The 20,490-nt window shown below is 44.5% G+C and carries 16 protein-coding genes and 1 tRNA gene; 10 read left to right on the top strand and 7 right to left on the bottom strand.

The genetic code is table 11. The features are described from left to right. The 7 genes from NTX76_00285 to NTX76_00255 all read left to right on the top strand — a co-directional run. Positions 1-1,886, top strand: a 1,886-nt coding sequence (locus NTX76_00285; protein ID MCX7337711.1) for a hypothetical protein, incomplete at its 5' end; no start/stop codon positions are given. A 407-nt stretch (positions 1,887-2,293) separates the two neighbouring features. Then, entirely contained in the window at positions 2,294-2,695 is a 402-nt protein-coding gene (gene rpsF / locus NTX76_00280; protein ID MCX7337710.1) for a 30S ribosomal protein S6, read from the top strand. 24 nt (positions 2,696-2,719) lie between these two features. Continuing rightward, on the top strand, positions 2,720-3,049 hold the full coding sequence (rpsR, locus tag NTX76_00275; GenBank protein ID MCX7337709.1) for a 30S ribosomal protein S18: 330 nt from the start codon (positions 2,720-2,722) through the stop codon (positions 3,047-3,049). A 344-nt stretch (positions 3,050-3,393) separates the two neighbouring features. Then, positions 3,394-4,335, top strand: a complete 942-nt coding sequence (locus NTX76_00270; protein ID MCX7337708.1) for a hypothetical protein — start codon at positions 3,394-3,396, stop codon at positions 4,333-4,335. 34 nt (positions 4,336-4,369) lie between these two features. After that, a complete protein-coding gene (rplI, locus tag NTX76_00265; protein MCX7337707.1) occupies positions 4,370-4,867 on the top strand; it encodes a 50S ribosomal protein L9 in 498 nt (165 codons plus the stop codon). Positions 4,868-4,941: 74 nt separating this feature from the next. Further along, positions 4,942-6,456 (top strand): YifB family Mg chelatase-like AAA ATPase, encoded by a 1,515-nt coding sequence (locus NTX76_00260; protein ID MCX7337706.1) that lies wholly within the window; start codon positions 4,942-4,944, stop codon positions 6,454-6,456. A 191-nt stretch (positions 6,457-6,647) separates the two neighbouring features. Continuing rightward, a complete protein-coding gene (locus tag NTX76_00255; protein ID MCX7337705.1) occupies positions 6,648-9,170 on the top strand; it encodes a tetratricopeptide repeat protein in 2,523 nt (840 codons plus the stop codon). A gap of 374 nt (positions 9,171-9,544) precedes the next feature. Here NTX76_00255 and uvrA read toward each other — a convergent pair whose 3' ends face one another. The 7 genes from uvrA to NTX76_00220 all read right to left on the bottom strand — a co-directional run bounded on the left by uvrA (position 9,545) and on the right by NTX76_00220 (position 17,640). Continuing rightward, the gene (uvrA, locus tag NTX76_00250) at positions 9,545-12,421 is read right to left on the bottom strand and encodes an excinuclease ABC subunit UvrA (protein ID MCX7337704.1); all 2,877 of its coding nucleotides are present in this window, start codon (positions 12,419-12,421) and stop codon (positions 9,545-9,547) included. A gap of 105 nt (positions 12,422-12,526) precedes the next feature. Then, the gene (locus tag NTX76_00245; GenBank protein ID MCX7337703.1) at positions 12,527-13,933 is read right to left on the bottom strand and encodes an MFS transporter; all 1,407 of its coding nucleotides are present in this window, start codon (positions 13,931-13,933) and stop codon (positions 12,527-12,529) included. A 215-nt stretch (positions 13,934-14,148) separates the two neighbouring features. Further along, entirely contained in the window at positions 14,149-14,757 is a 609-nt protein-coding gene (locus NTX76_00240; GenBank protein MCX7337702.1) for a hypothetical protein, read from the bottom strand. Between the two features lie 81 nt (positions 14,758-14,838). Further along, a complete protein-coding gene (locus tag NTX76_00235; GenBank protein ID MCX7337701.1) occupies positions 14,839-15,654 on the bottom strand; it encodes a CvpA family protein in 816 nt (271 codons plus the stop codon). A 20-nt stretch (positions 15,655-15,674) separates the two neighbouring features. Continuing rightward, the gene (locus NTX76_00230) at positions 15,675-16,265 is read right to left on the bottom strand and encodes a malonic semialdehyde reductase (protein MCX7337700.1); all 591 of its coding nucleotides are present in this window, start codon (positions 16,263-16,265) and stop codon (positions 15,675-15,677) included. 3 nt (positions 16,266-16,268) lie between these two features. After that, complete coding sequence (locus NTX76_00225; protein MCX7337699.1) at positions 16,269-17,087, bottom strand: transglycosylase SLT domain-containing protein; 819 nt, start codon at positions 17,085-17,087, stop codon at positions 16,269-16,271. Further along, on the bottom strand, positions 17,071-17,640 hold the full coding sequence (locus tag NTX76_00220; GenBank protein MCX7337698.1) for a NifU family protein: 570 nt from the start codon (positions 17,638-17,640) through the stop codon (positions 17,071-17,073). The genes NTX76_00225 and NTX76_00220 overlap by 17 nt, the downstream gene beginning before the upstream one ends. A gap of 313 nt (positions 17,641-17,953) precedes the next feature. Between NTX76_00220 and NTX76_00215 the strand changes: the two genes are divergently transcribed. From NTX76_00215 to NTX76_00205, 3 genes are all read left to right on the top strand, one after another. Beyond that, positions 17,954-18,580: a hypothetical protein gene (locus NTX76_00215; GenBank protein ID MCX7337697.1), complete on the top strand. Its 627-nt coding sequence runs from the start codon at positions 17,954-17,956 to the stop codon at positions 18,578-18,580. A gap of 87 nt (positions 18,581-18,667) precedes the next feature. Further along, positions 18,668-18,757, top strand: a tRNA-Ser gene (locus NTX76_00210). A 144-nt stretch (positions 18,758-18,901) separates the two neighbouring features. Then, positions 18,902-20,362, top strand: a complete 1,461-nt coding sequence (locus NTX76_00205) for an ATP-binding cassette domain-containing protein (protein ID MCX7337696.1) — start codon at positions 18,902-18,904, stop codon at positions 20,360-20,362. Positions 20,363-20,490: the final 128 nt, after the last annotated feature.

Genomic DNA, 20,490 nt, shown 5'->3' with positions numbered 1-20,490 from the left:
CTGCGTCAGGAAAAAAGATTATGGGTCAGTTCATCAAGAAATACGTATGCTGTTTATTGGTTGGTGGCATCCTTAACAGCACAGTCATGGGAAGCTTGGCCCAAGCCATGGATTGCTTGCCAACGGATTGCTTCACGAGGGCTCAACACCGCCCCAGGATTAATCAAATTGTTCCGTTCACGCCATCACCCGTTGTGGATCAGGGTAACGATCAGCCGCTGTCACAATCTGTGGGATCCACCCCTCCCCATGTGGATGAAGTCCGCCTTGAAATACTCCCCAAACCAACAAGGATAGGTTTTGCCCGGTCATCGGTTTCAGCCCTGCATGATCAGCACGGAATCACACAGGACAAGCTGGATGAATTTTCCAAGTATTGGGAAGCGTTTTCGGAGGTGGATGATGCGACAAAGAAGAGTATTAGTGACCAATGGCGCCATTTAGCATTCGCTGGCGGAGTTGCGTTGTGGGCCACAGCGGGTTATTGTGCATCCTTGGAACTATATTATGGACCGTTACTGGGGTTGCAAAATAGTCTCCCCACAAACGTCAGAAGTCTGACCGAAAAACTGTTTGTTGCTGGTACGGCTTTGGCCTCCTATTCAATCTTATTCATACCTTTTGTTGGACAGTTAAACAGCGTTGCAAAAAATATATTTTCCTTGCGGAGCTTCCTTGGTTTGTCGTCCGATGAAAACAATCGGTGGCCCTATAAACTTTTAAGAGCCGGCATCGTGTCAAGTGCCCTGATGGCTGGGGTTGTCCCCGCTTCCTATAAGAATCTTCAATATTATTACCAGCTCAAGGATCTGCCTAATCCTCTTGTTAATACTGCGCTGAATGCAGTTTTTACGTTCAGTATTGCATACCAAAGAACATGCATCTATCGCGACATGCTTTATGACAGAGCGCAACAAAAACTGAATGAAAGATTATGGGAAAATGCGTACGTTGCTGGACTTAGAACGACACTATCCTGGGATATTGGAAATGCGATCACAAGTTTTCATTCTTTGTCCGATTCCGATAAAAAAGATTTTCATCATCGGATTTTTGGAGCAAGCCAAGAAAGTATAAACCCACAAGAAAACACCTTTGAGGATCTCGAAAACCTATACCGCATTGTGTATTTCAGTCGTCAACATAATCCTATCCACCCCAATCAAGAGGAGCCAAGCCTCAGGAAAGCGGCACGGCATGTATCTCATGCTTTCTCCTTGATTATCGGGGCGGTCGAGGCAAAGTTATTATATGATTCCAGTGAAGGTCTTCTCTCTGGTCACACAGCCCTATCCGATCAATGGACTACCTCACTTTCTGTTGGGGCAAGTTTGGCTTACGGATTTGTTAAAAAATCTATTTATCGAACTCTGATTACAAAAAATTTAACTGATCTTTATGACTGGTATTTTGGGTACAAACCCCAAGAGGTTGATTTCAATGACAATCATCATTCGACAAATTTGCTTACAAGAGGTTTTAATTATTTAGGTGGACTGTTGATGGGGGGAAGAGCGAATAATTTCTCAGAATTTAGTCAATTTCCAAGCGCACTGCAAATCCCCAGCATGGTTGTTGTTGGTGCAGGAAATGGATTATTTTGGTACTCTATCCTCAACAAATGGCAACCCGTTGGGATCAATAAGATCAAGGAATTATGTTACAAAACAGACTGTTTGAAACCCTATATGGGGTCGCCTGATGAGGATATATCCTTCATGACATACCAAGTGATTGATTATATGACCAAAATAGGAAAATCCGTTGGATCCATGCCGGATGAATTGATCCAAACACACTTTGGGTTGATTCAGACGTATATGGATAAAAAGGAGGAGGCGGCAGAGGCGGCGGAGGTGGCAGTGGCAAACAATACCATTTCATGAACTATCGATTGGTGTTTCCTGGATGGCCACACTCTCTTCGTTCGTTCGCCATGACGGCGTGGGTTCGGACGTGACCATCCCCACCTTCGTTCGTTCGCCATGACGCCCTGCATGAGAAGGGCGAAGTCCGATGGGACCATCCGATTCTACTCGTCAGCCATGACGTCATGGCGAACGAACGAAGAGAGTGTGGCCATCCATGACCTGAGTGATTGAGTGATTATTTTTGAAAACGATACGCTATCGAAATTTTTCAGCGCACTTGATTTTGATACCCGGGTGTGTCTATAGTCAGGGGTTAGTAACAAGCACTCCTTGCCTGTTCAAGGTCATTTATCGAAATGTGCCGGATTTTATGGAATGGGCTGTGGCTTTCGTTACAAGTTATCAACCGTAAGGAGTTAAAAGTGGATTTTTACGAAACTGTATTTATTGCGCGTCAGGATGTTACATCCTCTCAGGTCGAGGCGATGACATTGCAATACACATCATTGATTAAAGACAATGGTGGGGATATAACCAAGACTGAATTTTGTGGATTGCGTCCCTTGGCTTATACTAATAAAAAAAATAAAAAAGGCCATTATGTCCTGTTAAATATTTCTGTTGATTCCAAGTGGATCACCGAAATGGAACGGCAAATGAAAAATAATGAAAATATTTTGCGCTATTTGACTGTAAAGGTCGAGGAGCTGGATAACAACCCGTCGGCATTGATGCAGCAGCGTCATTACCGCGAGGAGCAATATCATAGCTACGGCGATGCCGAGGAAGAAACAACAGAAATCGTTGTTGAAACCGAAATTTAACAGTCACAATAAGGAAATAAAATAATGACTTATTCAAATTCATCATCCGGATCAGAAAGATCAGGCGGTTATCAATCCGGCGGACGTGGCGGGGAAAGCAGCGGAGCAGCAGACGGTCAACGTCCACAAGCGAAACGCCAATTTTTCCGTCGTCGTAAAACGTGTCCATTTTCTGGTGCCTCTGCCATGAAGATCGATTACAAAGATGTACGCGTTTTGTCAAAGTTCGTGTCAGAACGGGGCAAAATAATGCCAAGTCGCATCAGCGCCGTTTCTATGAAAAAGCAGAGAGAGCTTTCCGTGGCGATCAAACGGTCACGGTTTTTGGCATTGATGCCCTACGTGAATGGCTAAAGGCCTGGGGTTCTAAGAGACTAATGGCATTTGGTTAATGAAATAGCGTGAACTGCTCTCCAAATAACACCTCCCGTCATCCCGTGGCTTGACCACGGGACCCATGTATTTCGTTGTGGATCCCGCGATCAAGTCGCGGGAGGACGGGGGTGATGTTCTTTTAATGTGAATTTCACACTAATCGAATGCTATTGTAACAAGCGGCCCCTTTTTATTTTAGATGTTGATTCCTGGATGACCGCACTCTCTTCGCCCACTCGCTATGACGACATCGCGGTGCGCTAGGCGAGGCCCATTGAGTAATCCGGGAATCAACGTTAATCGACATGCACTGGTATCATTCGATGTTTTCGTCTGTTCGTTCCGTTCATCCCTTGATCCTGTCGTTTTTCGCGGGATTTCTCACACTCTTTCTGGCTTTGGGGCCTGCCTATATTCCCTTGGTTGGGTTTTTCTTGGGGTATTTTAGCTCTCTCCCCCTTTTTCTAATGAGTTTTGGCTGGGGAATTCAGTCTGGATTCACGGCTGGTGCTTCGGCTTTTCTGTTATTTTTACTGATCTTGGGCCCTCCGGCTGCCATTTCTTTTGCGATCGTCACGTTGGTGCCATTTGCCCTCTTGTCCTATTTGTTTTTGACACAGAAAAAGGATACTGACGACAACCAAAATTCCTTTTGTTACCCTATCTGTCTGATGCCGTCTTATTTGGCTGGGACATTCCTTATTGTTACGGGGGTCGCTATTTTTGGTTTTTATCTTTGGGGTGGGGCTGATCTTCGGCAAAGTGTTGCACATCAGTTGGAACAGTTTATACCCCCCAACCTCCCCATGGAAAAGGGGTTTATCGAGAATTTGATAGATTTAATCCCAAGCTTTTTCTTTCTATCCCTTTTGGCGGTTAATGTTGCCAATGCCTGGGTTGCTGAAAAAATACTGGTGACCCATAAAATGGCCATAAGATCTGTGACCGAAGGCGATCTTGTTTTTTCACGCGTGTGGGATACGGTCGTTGTTGGGGGTGGGTTGATTATTTTGCTTGGCAGGTATTGGCCAATGCCGCATCTGATAGTGATTGCAAAAACAATGGTGGTTGTGGGGTGTGTCCCTTTATTCATTTTGGGCCTGCGTATTTGCTATTTAGTTTATCCAAAAACAAAACAAGGGTCGATGTGGTTTAATTTAACCATTTTGTTGGCATTTGTTCTTGTCTGGCCCTTGTTAGTTATAGTACTGTTAGGTTTTATTGAACCATGCTATGGTCTGACAAGGCGTCTAACGCAAAAATAATTTTCTTAATCAATTATACTGAGGAGTTTTCGGGATGCAGGTCATCTTATTGGAAAGAGTCGAGAAGCTAGGCCAAATGGGCCAAGTTGTAACTGTGAAGCCGGGCTTTGCTCGTAATTTTTTGTTACCCAAGAAAAAAGCAATCCGCGCAACAAAAAGCAATCTAACGTATTTCGATACGCAAAAGGTTGAGCTAGAGGCACAAAACCTAAAGCGCAAAGAAGAAGCCACACACGTTGGATCGAAAATGGAGAACGTGATGGTTACCGTTCTGCGTCAGGCCAGCGAAGTTGGGCATTTGTTCGGATCTGTTCGGGGTCGGGATATCAGCGAAGGGTTGTCACAGGCTGGTTACAATGTTAGCAAGTTGCAAATCGAATTGATTTCTCCGATCAAAACATTGGGAATTCATACAGCACGCGTTGTTTTACACCCAGAGGTCAGCATCGATGTTTTGGTGAACGTTGCTCAATCAGAAGAAGAAGCCGTCGTTCAACGCGAAGCTGCTGCACAAAAAACTGCTGCGAAATAAGCGTTTTTAATTAAACCTTAATGTTTTAAGCCTAGCCTAAACCTATAAGTAGGGAATTTGGGCTAGGTTTTTTTATGGTTAGTAAGGTCTCGACGGTTGCATTTCACGGGATAGAAACGCTTTCTGTCACCGTAGAGGTGCAGATGTCATCCGGCCTGCCGGCATTTTATGTCGTCGGTTTAGGGGATAAAGCCGTTGCCGAATCAAGGGAGCGCGTCCGCGCCAGTTTTCATCACCTTGGTCTTAGTCTGCCATCCAAACGAATTACCGTCAACCTTGCGCCCGCTGACATGCAAAAGGAAGGGTCGCATTATGACCTGCCGATTGCTTTGGGCCTGATGGTATTTATGAATATCTTGGATCCATTAGATGTTGCCCGATTTTCAGCCGTGGGCGAATTGGGGCTTGATGGAACATTGGCGCAGGTGGTTGGCATATTGCCTGCTGCCATCAATGCATCGGCTAACAATCGTGGGTTAATCTGTCCCCAAAGTGGGGGGAGGGAAGCCGCCTGGGCCGGGGATCTGCCCATTCTGGCGGCGCCATCTTTATTGTCGATTATTAATCATTTCAAGGGGATTCAGGTCCTGTCCCCGCCGGAACATTCCCCCTTTCCGTCCTTTAACAAAACCGGTATGGATATGAAGGATGTCAAGGGGCAAGATATCCCCAAACGCGCACTAGAGATTGCCGCATCAGGCGGGCATAATCTTTTGATGATTGGTCCACCGGGTTCTGGTAAATCAATGCTGGCGCGACGATTGCCGGGTATATTGCCGCCGTTTGAACCCATGGAGGCGCTGGAAACCACCATGATTCATAGTCTGGCTGGATTATTGCCAGAGGAGGGGTTGATCACCGAACGCCCCTTTCGGGATCCCCATCATTCATCGTCGTTGGTTGCCTTGGTTGGGGGCGGGGCGCGCACAAAGCCGGGTGAAATTTCCCTGGCGCACAATGGTGTTTTGTTTTTGGATGAATTTCCCGAATTTGCCAGGGCCACGTTGGAATCGTTACGACAGCCCCTGGAGACCGGTCAAATTGTTGTGGCCCGTGCCAATAATCACGTGACCTATCCAGCAAGAATCCAATTGATTGCGGCCATGAATCCGTGTCGATGCGGATATTTCGGGGATGCTGATCGTCAATGTCATAAGGTTCCGCGGTGTGCTGGCGATTATCAAGGGAAAATATCAGGCCCCCTGATGGATCGTTTCGATTTGGTTGTGTCTGTGCAGGAAGTCAAGGCAACACAGTTATTGGAGGAAAGCGATGGCGAATCCAGTCATGATGTGGCGTTGCGCGTTGCCCATGCGCGGGATCTTCAGAAAAAGCGATCCACACATCCAAAGGGGCTGACGATCCTGAATGCCGTGATTGATGGTGAACAGCTCGAGGACGTGGTTGTGTTGGAATCGGACGGTCGGCAGCTTTTGTCAACCGCGATCGATAAAATGCGCCTGTCTGCCCGTGGGTATCATCGCATCCTTAGGGTTTCGCGGACGATTGCCGATCTGGATGACAGCCCTAGCGTTTGCCGCCATCACATTGCGGAGGCCCTTCGGTACCGTCAGAGTCTTTCATTGTAAAAAACATCTTGAAATTTTTCGAATTGTATGTGTTTATATCGGCATGGTGATTCCTATTGTAGTGATATAAATGCGTGATTCAGTGGAACTGTTAAGCGATAGCTTAAAAAAAGAAGATTACCCCGTAGCAAAAAAAAATCCCAATAAGATTGGCCGTTGTGGGTCTGATCGTCATGAGCATAGGGAGCTTTGTGATTTATGCAAATTCTGGTTTTTTAAAAACAGATTCCCAGAAAACAAATGTGATCAATCCCGTCAAGGGCTATTTTCTGGAACGACCGCAGCTTTCTGTGCAAATTGAACAAAAGCTGGCTGGAAAAGACAAAATCAATGCCGTTGCTTTAGTTGGTATTGTTGGCATGGGGGGTGTTGGCAAGACAACATTGGCCCGTGAATTTGGGCGATCGGATAAGTCATCTGTTGCATGGGAAATCAATGCGGAAACCCATGAACAATTAATTCGATCCTTTATGGATTTGGCTTTTGCTTTGGCGAAGACACAAGAAGAAAAGGGAGAATTAGAATCCATCAATGAGTTGAAAAAGCAAGAAGAAAAAGAAAATAAACTTTTGGCATTTGTCAAAAAATATCTCAAAAATGAAAAAGGCTGGCTTTTGATTTTTGATAATGTGAATACCCTGTCAGAGGTTAAAGATTTCTTTCCCGATAATGAAGCGACCTGGGGGTCAGGTAAAGTGATTATCACGACCCGGGATGTGGCTTTTGAAAAATCCAGTCTTGTGAATCCCGAAAACGTCATTCATCTGGATTCCTTAACACAACAAGAAGCTCACACCTTGTTTACGCGCATTCTTTTTGGATATCCGCATACCGATTTAACTCCTGAACGCTTTGCTGAAGTTGATAATTTTCTAAAACACATTCCGTTGTTTCCGCTGGATGTTTCAACCGCCGCGCATTACATTAAAAATACAGGTATTTCGTATGAAGATTATTTAAAAGAAGCTAAACGTCATAGTCAGGATTTTGAGAAGGCCCAAGAGCATCTGATGCAGGAAACAGGCCATTATATGAAAACACGATACGGCGTGATTGTTTCTGTGATTGATCGATTGATCTGCAGCAAACCCGATTTCGAAGATATGCTGTTTTTATTGTGCCTGGTGGATTCCCAAAATATTCCCATTGATTTTTTGTTGAATTACAAAGACAAAGAAACTGTCGACGCGTTCATGAAAATCCTTAAAAACTATTCATTGATGACAAGCCTATCATCAGAAAATCTGTCGCTACGACATGATCAAAATGATCCGGATGCACTACAATTGATTTCCCTTCATCGAAGCATGCAGGCGATTTGTTTTAGTCACCTTATTCAAAAGTTATCTCCAGAACGCAAAACAGCGATGATTCAATCCATTGCCGATGCGTTGGAAGGCTATATGAAGAAAGTTCTCGACACAGAAGATGTTCAAAAAATGAAAACCGCCATTGGTCATTTGGAGGTATTGGTTAATCACACGCCTATGCTGTCGGATACGATCCGGGGAACCTTTTTGAGTCAGCTGGGTGCTGTATATTACTATATGTCGGATTATAAAAAATCGAAACAGGTCCTGGATGAAAGTTTCGTTCTGTTGAGCCGGGATTACGATCGGAATTTTGAACGGATTGCATGGAATTTGTTTGTCTTGGGAGGGGTTCATGCAGAGACAGGATATTATAAGGAATCTATTATATTATACGAAAAAAGCTTGAGTATTTATAAAAAACATTTTCCTGAAAACCATATTTATGTAGCAAAAATCCTAACACATCTTGGAAACGTATATAGAATTACTAATCAGAACAAAGAATCCATAGAATTATTGGAAAAAGGTTTGTTGATCTATAATCAATATTACCCTGATGATCTTTCTGGACGCATTAGGGTTTTAGGCAATCTTGGAAACGCTTATAGAAACATCAGTGACTATGCCAATGCTGTAAAAATGTTTGAAGAAGGTTTGGTGCTTTATCAACAAAAAACATCGAAGAATTATGCGCGTATCGCACGAATTCAGGGGGACTTGGGGATCCTTTATACAGATATCGGTGATTACAAAAATGCTAAGATTGTTCTTAAGCAAAGCCTAGAGAACCATAAAAAAGTATACTCAAAAAATCATATTTATGTCGGTTGGTCGCTGGCGCACTTGGGAAATCTTTATCGTTATATAGGTCAATATAAAGAAGCAGAGGCGGCTCTTCAAGATAGTCTTAGAATACATAGTTTGAATGCTGAAACACGTTATGGTATTGCGCGTGCCCTTTGGTATCTTGGTGAATTGTATATCGAAATGAAAGATTACGGACAGGCCTATGGCTATTGCGAAAAAAGTCTAATTTTTTACAATTCGCTTCAGTTAAAGAGGGATTATGACATCGCCATGGTCACAAAAGCACAAGGGATGATCTATTTCTGCCAAGAAGAGTACGATAAAGCAGAAGAATATTTTCAACAATCAGTGGATAAGCTCACTGCGCTTGGACAACCCAAAAGATATATGGCCCTTGAAAACCTATGCGATCTTTACGTCAAAAAATCGGAAAATGCCACAAAAACAGGCGATCATCAACGTGCGCAAGAGTATAAAAATAAAGCCGCAGATTATATCAAGCAGGCCTATGAAGTTGTGCAAAACCATATGTCGCCTGATTCGCCCCACATCACAAGGATCGCTGCAAAGTTAATTCCCCCAAATCCTCAATAAACAAGCAGGTCCATTGCCCCGTTTTGGGGGGGCGGTAGTGATCGATAAAATGCGCTTATCTGCCCGTGGATATCGACGTATGCACAGGGTTTTTCAAGGATAATTAACCCCCAGTTCGACGTAAGAATCCCCAAGAAGCCTTATCAAGACTGGTGTTTTAAGGTCTGGATTGCTTTGTCGGGCTTCGCCCTCCGCGCAAAGACGTCGTTGCGAGGAACGTAAGAGATGAAGCAATCCAGGGTTGTCCTGGATAATTTGGACATTTCCGGTTTTTCTTACGTCGAGCTGAGGTTAATTACTCTGATATTGACGAAACTCCAACCGTTTGCTGCCATCACATTGCGGAGGCCCTTTGGTGCCGTCAGAGTCTTTCCCTATAGGGTTCTTCGTCGCAAATACGGCTCCAGGTACTGCCCGGTGTAACTTCCGGGAATCTTGGCGATATCCTCTGGCGTTCCAACGCCCATGATTTGGCCGCCGCCGGCGCCACCCTCTGGTCCTATATCAATGACCCAGTCGGCAGTTTTAATGACTTCTAGGTTGTGTTCGATCACAATGATCGTGTTTCCCTGGTCAGTCAGGGCATGCAGAACTTCTAAAAGTTTGCGCAAATCCTCGAAATGCAATCCTGTTGTGGGTTCATCCAAAATATACAGGGTGCGCCCTGTGGCCCGACGGGACAGTTCTTTGGCGAGTTTAACGCGCTGGGCTTCTCCGCCAGACAAAGTTGTTGCTTGTTGTCCCACATGCAAATACCCCAACCCAACCTGTTGCAGGCTTTTAAGTTTTTCCCGAACCTGAGAATGCGATTCAAAAAACTCAACCGATTCATCCACGGTCATATCCAAAACGTCAGCAATCGTTTTGCCCTTGAAATGAATATCCAGCGTCTCACGATTGTACCGCTTACCATGACATTGGTCACATTGGACATAAACATCGGGCAGGAAATGCATTTCAATTTTGATCAGGCCGTCCCCCTGGCAGGCTTCGCAACGGCCACCCTTGACGTTAAATGAAAATCGCCCGGGGCCATATCCACGGGTTTTTGATTCGGGCAAGCCCGCGAACCATTCGCGAATGGGTGTGAAGCATCCAATATAGGTTGCGGGGTTGGATCGTGGCGTTCGCCCAATAGGGGACTGATCAATGTCGATAACCTTGTCGATATATTCAACCCCATGCAGCTTTTTGTGTGCCCCTGGGTGGTCGCGGCTATTACTAAAAATACGGGCCAAGGCTTTATAAAGCGTTTCAATAACAAGCGATGATTTTCCCCCACCAGACACGCCCGTCACGCATGTCATTATGCCCAATGGAAAATCAACCGTCACATTTTTCAAATTATTTGCCGTTGCCCCAATCAGCTGCAGGCATTTCCCATCGCGACTTGATCGACGCGTTTCGGGAATCGGGATGAATCGTTTTCCTGTTAGATATTGCCCAGTGATGCTTTCTGGGGCTGCCATGATTTCCTGGGGCGTTCCCTGGGCGATAATTTCCCCGCCATGGACCCCGGCTGCCGGCCCCATATCGATCACATAATCGGCTGTGCGAATGGCATCCTCGTCATGTTCAACCACAATGACCGTGTTACCCAAGTCGCGCAAATGTTTCAATGTACCCAATAACCGATCGTTATCCCGTTGATGGAGACCAATGGATGGTTCGTCCAGCACATATAAAACACCAGTCAATCCCGATCCGATTTGGGATGCTAAGCGAATCCGCTGGCTTTCGCCGCCTGATAAGGTTCCGGCCGACCGGGACAGTGTTAAGTAATTCAATCCCACATTCACCAAAAATTTCAATCGATCGTTGATTTCTTTTAGAATGCGGGATGCGATTTCTTGTTGTTTTGGGGTTAACGTTAGATGGTCAAACCACGCCAGGGCATTGGCAATGGACAAATCAGAAACGTCTGCAATGTTGGTATTGTTGATTTTAACGCACAATGCCTCTGGTTTTAGGCGTTGCCCATTGCATGTGGAGCACGGACTTTCATTTTGAAAACGGGACAGGGCTTCTCGAACCCAATCGCTTTCTGTTTCCTGCCAACGTCGTTTTAAATTCGGGATGACCCCTTCGAATGCTTTTTGGGTCACATACGTTCGACTGCCATCATTATAGGTGATGGGGATGATTTCAGTTCCCGACCCATAAAGAACCGTTTTTTGTATTTTTTCTGGTAATTCATTAAAGGGGGTCATTGATGATTTTTGATAGTACCGCATGATGGAATCAAGGACCTGGATATAATATTCACGGGTATAAGCGCTTCTTTGGCTTCGTTGTGAATCGTCACTCCAGGGGGCAATGGCGCCCTCACGCAGGCTTAGCGATGAATTGGGAACAATTAGGGTTGAATCAAAAACGATTTCCACGCCCAATCCGTCACATCGCGGGCAGGCCCCTTGGGGGCTGTTGAATGAAAAAAGGCGGGGTTCTATCTCATCCAGGGTAAATCCCGAAACAGGGCAGGCGAACTTGGCGGAAAAGGTTGTGATTTTGGCGGTATCGGCGTCCTCCAGCCATATCAGACCATCGCTCAGCTTGATCGCAGTTTCTAGGGAATCCGCCAGTCGTATTTTCCATTCACTTTGGTCGTTGATTTCGGGAACAACCAGGCGATCTACGACCACAGCAATATCGTGCTTTATGTTTTTACTGAGGTCTGGCGCCTCGTCCAGTTCATAGATTTTTCCATCAATCTTGACGCGTTGAAATCCCTTTTTCTTGATTTCTTGGAGCTCGCGCTTGTATTCGCCTTTTCGACCTCGGACTATGGGGGCCAGCAATAATACGCGCGCCCCGACTGGCATGTCCAAAATTCGATCCACCATTTGGCTGACGGTTTGGGCCTCTATCGGCAGGCCTGTTTTTGGGGAATGCGGAACGCCAATTCGGGCAAACAAAAGACGTAAATAATCATACAGCTCTGTTACGGTGCCGACAGTTGATCGGGGGTTTTTGGACGTTGTTTTCTGTTCAATGGAAATCGCGGGGCTTAATCCCTCGATCGAATCCACATCCGGTTTTTGCATCAGCTGAAGGAATTGACGCGCATAAGCCGACAAGCTTTCCACGTATCGCCGCTGTCCCTCGGCATAGATGGTATCGAACGCCAGGGATGATTTCCCTGACCCGCTTAACCCTGTGACGACCACAAGTTTATCGCGTGGAATATCCACATTGATATTTTTCAAATTGTGTTCCCGCGCCCCGCGGATGCTGATTTGATGAAGAGTCATTTTTCCTATTGTATTTTACTTTAGCGGCTACTGGTATTGGTGGTGCTTTTGTTGACGCCATAAAGGTAAGGCCAGATCCCAAAAGAAGCAAGAGAATAGAGTCATTCATGACGCTTCTGTTAAGATATCCGATTTCTCTTTGGATTCTGGATTCGGCGTTTTCTTGGATTTTTTGGTTAATTCATCGACGACGCGCGTTAGCAGTCTTTCCGTTCTGAAAGAACCGTAAACGTACAATAATGAGAAGAAGAAAATTAGCCACAAAACAGAATCTTTGCCATAGCGCGCACTCAACCAAAACGTTAAATAAGATGTAATAAAGTACATGATAGCCTTTGTAAGGGACCACACCAACATCATCGTTCTGCAACGTTGTGTTACGGGGATGGCCTTGATAAAAAGTGGAGTTAGCGGAACGGGACCACTTGCAAAGCATGTTGAAAGTTGAAGAAAGGCAATGAGCAAAAAGCTCTGGGGTAGTGGGAAAAATATGACTAAAAGAAGGATGATAGGAAGAACGATCGACTTTGCCTTAAAAAGCGTGAATGGTTTGTTCGTTTTATAAGCTATATACCCCCAAAGAATATCTGTGAAAATAAAAAATGCTGAAACAACAGCGCTTTGCGCGGTAATAAAAGAAGGAGAATATCCCATTTTTGAAAGTTGTTCTGGACAATAACTAAAAGCAAAAACGGACGCCGCAGCAACAAGGGTATACAGGGTGGATAGAATGAATCGAAGCTGCCAAACGTTTTCTACAACTATTTTTTCTTTTTTAGAGGCCGGCGTTAAATGTATAGCGGCAATGAATTCTGGCGTTTCTTTAAGTGTTTGGCGTGCCCATGTTCCAAAGAAAGCAAGACAACTTCCGAGCCAGAAGGGGATCATCCATCCTTTTTCAGGGAAAAAATAAAGACATACCGATGAAGCAAGAGAGGCAAAAAGGAAGCCAATGCAGGTGGTTGATGAGATTAAACCGTCCCTAAAATAGGCCTTGGGTATTGTTGATGACTCGGCAAAATAAATGAAGGCTGCTTGAACCTCCCCGCCGGCCGCGAATCCCTGAAGAAACCGACAAAGAATAACCAAGATCGACGACCAAATACCGATCGACTGATAGGATGGGATTGCTGTAATGGCCATTGATGCAATACCCATCAAAATCATTGTGTTTGTCAATACATGAACGCGTCCGTAACGGTCCCCGATCCATCCCCAAAATAGAGCACCAACTGGCCGCATGAAATAGGCCGCACAAAACATAAACACTTTTCCCAGGATTGCAACAGACTCGTTTCCCTCTGGTAGAAAAATTGGGTTTAAAACAAAAAGAAGGGAAATAAACAAGCTGAGATCATAATACTCAAGAAAATTTCCAATTAAAATCAGCCTTAGGCATCGTTGTTTTTCTTTTTCCGCAATTTGGGGCGCCGAAAGGCCGAGTTCTTTGTAGCGATTCATCCTTTTATGGGACAGGATTTTGGAATCTGGCATGTTCGGATGCTTTTTCATTTTATACCCCTGTTACTCTTGTTTTACTAAAAAATTGGTAAAATTTAACATAAATACTAAACGATTAAATTGCCTAAGAATGATTAGGCTGAATTTGGGGTCAGTATATACCCTTTAAGATTTTATGCGAGTCTTTTCTTTTGTGCATAAAAAAACCCCGGCTACCCTTGTGGGCGGCCGAGGTTTTAAAACGCACGCGTTGATTAATCAATCAATTACTTGGTTTTTTTCTTTCCTTGAGGTTGTTGTTCGGCTGGTTTTGCAGCCTCATCACCGATTAGGTTTATAGACTCTTTGCCTTTTGCATTATCAAACCTGATAAAACACATGAACTTTTCTGGATCGGGTTGATTATTTTTTCTGTCGCCCAAAAGTGCGTTTTTTCCCCAGACTACATAGGTAAATACTTTGCCTGATTTATCCTTGAGGGAGAAAACAACTTTTTCAGCATCTGTTCCTGTGCGTTTTTTCTCTAGTTCCTTAATGGCTGTTGTAAACCATTTTTGCCCTGCCACAGATTGACCAAGGGCAGGCGTCCCAACGGAGGCTACCTTTACGATATTGTTTTCGATACAAGCCATGCCTTCGCCTGAATCTGCTGTTCCGGCTGCACAATCGGGGGCCCCCTCAGTGTCCTTGTCTGGAAAATTTCCACGTAACATAGAAAATGCACTGGTGGTGCCAGAGTCAGCAATAAGGTTTCCGGCGGTTTCTAGTCTGTCATTGGCCTTGCTAATGATTGAGCTTTCTGTAACAGTAGCCGATACCTGGCTGGCTATCATTGCCAAACCAAACACCAAGGATCCTTTTGTTAAAATTTTCATTTTTCTCTCCACGATTTATTTTTAATTAAGTTTATCATATTTTTTTCTAAACTGTAGCTCAGTCTCTCACACTTTAAGATCTTAATCAATTTCTTCCTGTTGGAGGAGACGATCCATCTCCTGTTTTTGCTTCTTTGAATATGTCGTGGTTGGGTTGGGATTGTCAATACCCTTTGGTTTTAGGTTGGCTAAATCCTCTGCTGCCTTTTGTGTATCAACAATTTTTTCCTCTCTCGTTTTTACCTTGGAGGAGGGATGCTGAGGCGAGGGCAGGGCAAGGGGCAATGTTTCGACCGTTTTCCCCACTGGTTCCTGAATCAGTGCCAGGATAGCTTTGTCGGTGACCTTGCTTAGGGCTGCTTCTGCTGGTGATTCTTTTTGTTCATTACTGTTTTTATCCTTTTGTTGGAGGATAAATTCCTGAACATAATTGGGCATTATCTGAAACAAAGCATCGCTTCCTTGGTATAATAAGGATGAAAATCGACTGCTTTTGACAAGCTCTGGCTGATCTGCCCGGGGCACAAAACATCCCATCAGTAATTCCAAAATGCACGCAAGTGCAACGCCCCGAACAATGCCAAAACCAAACCCAAGAGACCGGTCAATTCCGCCAAGGGCACTGTTTCGAACCATGCTCGAGAAAAAATGGCTGATTAAGCTAAAAAGAATAAGAAATACAACGAAAAGAATCAGCACCGCCGCGCCATCGGCGACAAGTTGATTGGTGATTTGCTGGCGTGCAATCTGTCGAGCAAACGGGAACAATAAATAGGTTCCTGTCCCCGATCCCCCCCAGGAAATTAGGCCAAAAAACTCCCGGGTGATTCCCTTGGATGCACCAAAAAGAGAGGACACCAATACAATAACAACAATACCAATATCGATTGCATTCACAAATTTGGCCGCCTTTATATTTAGAGGATTGAGCAGGCCTCGTCAAAGTCTAGCTTTGGAAGGCGTGGTAAAAGTTTTTCTGTTTGTCCGTATCCGAGGTTACATAAGAAATTGGAACGAATGGACGTTCCCCGAAAGAAAGTATCGTCAATTTTCTGGTGATCGAATCCAGACAAAGGCCCGCAATCAAGCCCAAGGCCCCTGGCTGCCATCATAAAATAAGCGGCTTGCAAAACAGCATTACGAAACGCTGTCGCATAAATCAGATCATTGTTGCCCACAAACCAAGCCTGCGCATCCACTGGGGGGAAAAGTTTTGGTAACTTTTTGTAAAATTCCATATCATGCCCAAATATAGCTGTAACGGGAGCTGTAATGGTTTTTTCAATGTTGCCCGCTGCCAAGCAGGGTGTTAGTTTTTCTTTCGCCTCTTGCGATTTAACAAAAATAATCCGGAGCGGGCAGCAATTCGCACTGGTTGAACCGAACTTCATGAGGTCATAAATGTTTACCAAAAGCTCATCAGAAACCCCCTTTGATTGCCAATGATAATGGGTCCGCCCATCAATAAAAATTTGCCTAAGGGTATGTTCGTTTGAAAAATCAGTCACGGTCTACCCTTTTGTTGGATGAATTTTGCTCATGCCAGCACCAGGGCCAAAGGCAACGCGTATAAATTTATTTTTTTTAACTGCGCATACAGGGGTATTGTTTGCTGCTTGTGTGACCAGTGGTTCTACACTAAAAAAAGTCTGACCCGGTGCCTGATGAGAAGAAGCGGCCGCTGGCAAAGGGGCAGCTGATCTCTGTTTATGTTTTTCCCACACAGAAAAAACACGTTTTTTGTAAGAAACATTATGATGGGGGGAGTCAGAATGATAATATTTCACAGCTTTTTCCCAGGAACCATGGTGGTCGTACAGGTGACGAACCAGCTTGGCCGCATAGGATATATTCTGAAATGGCGTTACAGCCTCATCAATCGATTTGAACTTTTTCCCATGCGAGGGCAAATTAATTTGCATACATCCCACATTGATATTTTTCACGCCCTGTGATTGCAATTTCTTTATATGGCTGACGGCGTCTTCTTTTTTCGAGAAAAAATGAGATCGGCATTGGGCATTAACGGCCCAAGGGGATTTTTTTGATTCCACAGAAGCAATCGCGGTTAAAAGCTTGTCGGGTATGCCATATTGTTTTTCGAAGTGTTCGATAATGGCCTGACAATTTGTAGAAGTACGAAGAGATGGCTCCGCGGCGCTAAGATGGCAGCTTTTTTGTGCCCCCAGTTTAGGGCCTGTCTTGATCCTCGGTATTGAACGAACAGCCCCAAACGATTGAGACGTCAGGACCGGCAGACATAGCAAAAAACCAACAAGAAAACGACAAACAGCTTTGTCCTTGGTCTTTGTATTATTTTGAATAATCAACTTGCTGTACCTCCATAACTTCTGGGATATAGTAACGAAGCATGTTTTCTATCCCGGCTTTTAATGTTGCTGTTGAGCTTGGGCATCCTGAGCAGGCCCCTTGCATTTTTACATAAACGATACCGTCCTTAAAGGAATCAAATACGATATCCCCACCATCCTGCGCCACGGCTGGACGGACGCGCGTTTCTAATAATTCTTGGATTTGTTGGATGATAGAATCTTCTTCGGGGGCGGACCCATCTATCGTTTCGGTTGGTTTCTTGTCGATGATGATATCAAGATTATTAACAAATAGCTCGAGCATCGTTCCCAGTATGGCTGGCTTTAAATCATACCAATCCTTATCGGGATTCTTGCTGATAGTGATAAAATCTTGCCCCAGCAAAATACTGTCGATCCCGTCAATGCCGAAAAGTTTTCTGACAAAGGGCGAATGATCACACGAATCTGTTTTCAAAAAGAAAACGGTGTCGCGATTTCCCAAAACCTCCCTGCCCGGAATAAACTTAAGGCTGTTTGGGTTTGGTGTTTCTTCGGTCTGGATAAACAAAAATTTTCCTCCTAAAAAAAACTAACAAAACCACCATATACCACTTTATGAGTGTTTGTCAAATTTAGCATTTTTTTTACAATCGCAAAGTTAATTGCGCCGAATAGGGCAAATTCTTTACTATGTTTTTTCAGTCAAGCATAATAATTGATAATCTGTACTTGAGCAAAAAAAATTTTGAAAAATGAGGGGATTGAAGTTTTTGTCCAGTTTTTGTGCCTGGTGGTACGCATTAATAAAAAATTAACAATTTTATTGTATAAAAAATAGTAACACTTCGCGTGTCAGTTGCGATTAGTTTAAGGAAAAATTCATGCTCAACTCTATATTTTTAGGTGCTATTGCGTTTGTTGCATTAAGCAACGTCAGTGTTATCGGTTCTGAGTTTGATCAATATGCTGAATCCAATCAATGCGATATGCAGTCCCCAAGAATCCTTGGGTCAGTCCAGCAGTCCTCTATCGTGAAAATCCAAAATTCATTGCGAGAAAGAGTTCGCCTTGAGGTGGCAGAAAAGGAGATGGTCGGGCCAATTCGCGAGTTTGCTGTGCACCATGCGGATGAAATTGTTTCTTTTGCAAAACAGAGGGCCGCGACAGCAAATCCGAGCGCTATTAATTTTATAAAAGATATGAATGATTTGAGGGCGGAAGATATGGAATCCGTTGATCCTTGTTTCTTGCCATGCCCACCGATGCGTGCGTTTTCTGAATACAGTCGAAAAAACCCGAACGATGTATACGCAAGATTGATTGAGTGCCGGCGAGCACAGAATGATCGGCTTTTTAAAGCTTTTGATATTATCAGGGCGCAGTTTAATATTAATCCGCTTTCTGATGATTTTGAATGGCCCGTTTGCTTGCCCGGTGGTCTTTTGATACAGGAAAATGGTGAGATATCCATGGTGAGCCCAAACGCTGCGGTCGATCAAGCCCGCTAATTCCATTGTTAAATCGGATTCCTTTGAAAAAAAGTGAACAGAGTTCTTGTTTGCAAGCTTGAGTTATATTAAGGTGAGTCATAACAGGGAGAGGTGGCCGAGCGGTTGAAGGCGCACGCCTGGAAAGTGTGTATACGGGGAACCGTATCGAGGGTTCGAATCCCTCTCTCTCCGCCAGGCTTCGTTCTGCGAACGAATATAAGGATCGTACGTATCATGAAAATAATCCCTCAATAAGCCCCACCAAACGGGCTTTAGCTGCGAATTGATAAAATTGCAGCCTCATCAAAAAAGTCCTTTGATGTATTGAGAGAATTTTCTATGCCCGCAATCAATTTCAAAAACGTTAGTCTGTCATTCCCCCACAAAATTTGTTTCGAAAATTTTACCACGCATGTCCAGCCCGGCAGTCGCATTGGCATTATCGGTCGGAACGGCAGTGGAAAATCCACCTTGCTTCAAATGATGCAGGGGGCCGTTAAGCCAACGGATGGGGAGATCACCCTTTCGCCCACCGCCGTTGTTGGATATGTGCCCCAAATCATTATCGATCACGATACTCTAAGCGGTGGGCAGCGCCTTAATAAAGCCTTGACTCACGCGCTTGTCCAACAGCCCACGATTTTGCTGCTGGACGAGCCAACCAATCATCTGGATACGCGCCACCGAAAATCATTGATGCGAATGATGGCGGCGTATTCCGGAACGCTGATTGTTGTCACCCATGATGAGGATTTATTGCGAACTTGCATAGATACGCTGTGGCACATCGATAATGAGCGTGTTCATATTTTTCCAGGTCGGTACGATGATTACAGGCAAGAAATCAACCGCAAACGTGCCTCCATCGAAAAAGAAGTATCCGGACTGAATCGATCACGGACCGAAATGCATCATGCCTTAATGAAGGAACAAGAACGCGCAAAGAAAAGCAAAATCAGTGGCGAAAAAAAGCGTGCGCAAAACCATTGGCCGACCGTCGTTGCCGGGGACAAGGAAAGACAGGCGGAATCCACAGACAGTCGTAAAAAATGCGAAATTCAGGGTAAAAAACAGCATCTATCCGACCGGTTGTCGGAATTGCGTTTACCCGAAATTATCAAGCCAAAATTTTCCATTGATGCCGCGGATATTAAGGATCGAACCCTTGTTTCCATTGTGGACGCAAGCGTTGGGTACGATAAAGCCCTGCTTTCTAAAATCAACCTGGAATTGAATTCGCGAGATCGCATAGTACTAATGGGCGACAATGCCAGCGGAAAATCGACGCTGATTAAGGGGATTCTGGGGGATCCATGCATCACACGGCAAGGCAATTGGACTACCCCAAAACCAGAGGATATTGGTTATCTTGATCAGCATTATGGCACGTTGTCATTGGAAAAAACCGTGATTGAATCGATTGTTGATTTGGTGCCGTTATGGTCCCATGCTGAAATCAGGTCGCATTTGAACGATTTTTTGTTTCGCAAAAATGAGGAGGTGAATTGTTCTGTGGCACAATTATCAGGGGGCGAGAAAGCCCGTCTTTCCCTGGCGCAAATAGCAGCAAAAACGCCAAAGCTTTTGATTCTGGACGAAGTCACCAACAATCTGGATCTTGAAACCCGTGACCACATTATTCAGGTATTGAAAGAGTATTCGGGGGCGTTGATTGTAATCTCTCATGATGATTCCTTTTTGAGAGAGATTTCTGTGACATGTTTTTATCAAATTGAGGATGGTATTATTTTTTCTGTTAATCCTATGGCCTCCATGGTAAAAAGACTCACAAGAGAATGACAAATCTGAGTTCGAGATAAGAGCGGTATCAACAGGACTCACCCTAGTCTTCCTCCGGCTTGACCGGAGGATCCAGCCGATAAGGATCGATTTCCTTCTCTGGACCCTATGGTCAAGCCATAGGGAGA

The sequence above is a fragment of the Alphaproteobacteria bacterium genome, from assembly GCA_026400645.1.
Lineage (GTDB): Bacteria > Pseudomonadota > Alphaproteobacteria > Paracaedibacterales > CAIULA01 > JAPLOP01.
This window is presented reverse-complemented; position numbering and strand designations above follow the sequence as displayed.

Excerpts from the sequence above, each read along its gene's own strand:
- NTX76_00270 (MCX7337708.1), top strand. The coding sequence starts at position 3,394 with ATGTTTTCGTCTGTTCGTTCCGTTCATCCCTTGATCCTGTCGTTTTTC.
- NTX76_00260 (MCX7337706.1), top strand. The coding sequence starts at position 4,942 with ATGGTTAGTAAGGTCTCGACGGTTGCATTTCACGGGATAGAAACGCTT.
- uvrA (MCX7337704.1), bottom strand. The coding sequence starts at position 12,421 with ATGACTCTTCATCAAATCAGCATCCGCGGGGCGCGGGAACACAATTTG.
- NTX76_00245 (MCX7337703.1), bottom strand. The coding sequence starts at position 13,933 with ATGAAAAAGCATCCGAACATGCCAGATTCCAAAATCCTGTCCCATAAA.
- NTX76_00215 (MCX7337697.1), top strand. The coding sequence starts at position 17,954 with ATGCTCAACTCTATATTTTTAGGTGCTATTGCGTTTGTTGCATTAAGC.
- rplI (MCX7337707.1), top strand. The coding sequence starts at position 4,370 with ATGCAGGTCATCTTATTGGAAAGAGTCGAGAAGCTAGGCCAAATGGGC.
- NTX76_00240 (MCX7337702.1), bottom strand. The coding sequence starts at position 14,757 with ATGAAAATTTTAACAAAAGGATCCTTGGTGTTTGGTTTGGCAATGATA.
- NTX76_00205 (MCX7337696.1), top strand. The coding sequence starts at position 18,902 with ATGCCCGCAATCAATTTCAAAAACGTTAGTCTGTCATTCCCCCACAAA.
- rpsR (MCX7337709.1), top strand. The coding sequence starts at position 2,720 with ATGACTTATTCAAATTCATCATCCGGATCAGAAAGATCAGGCGGTTAT.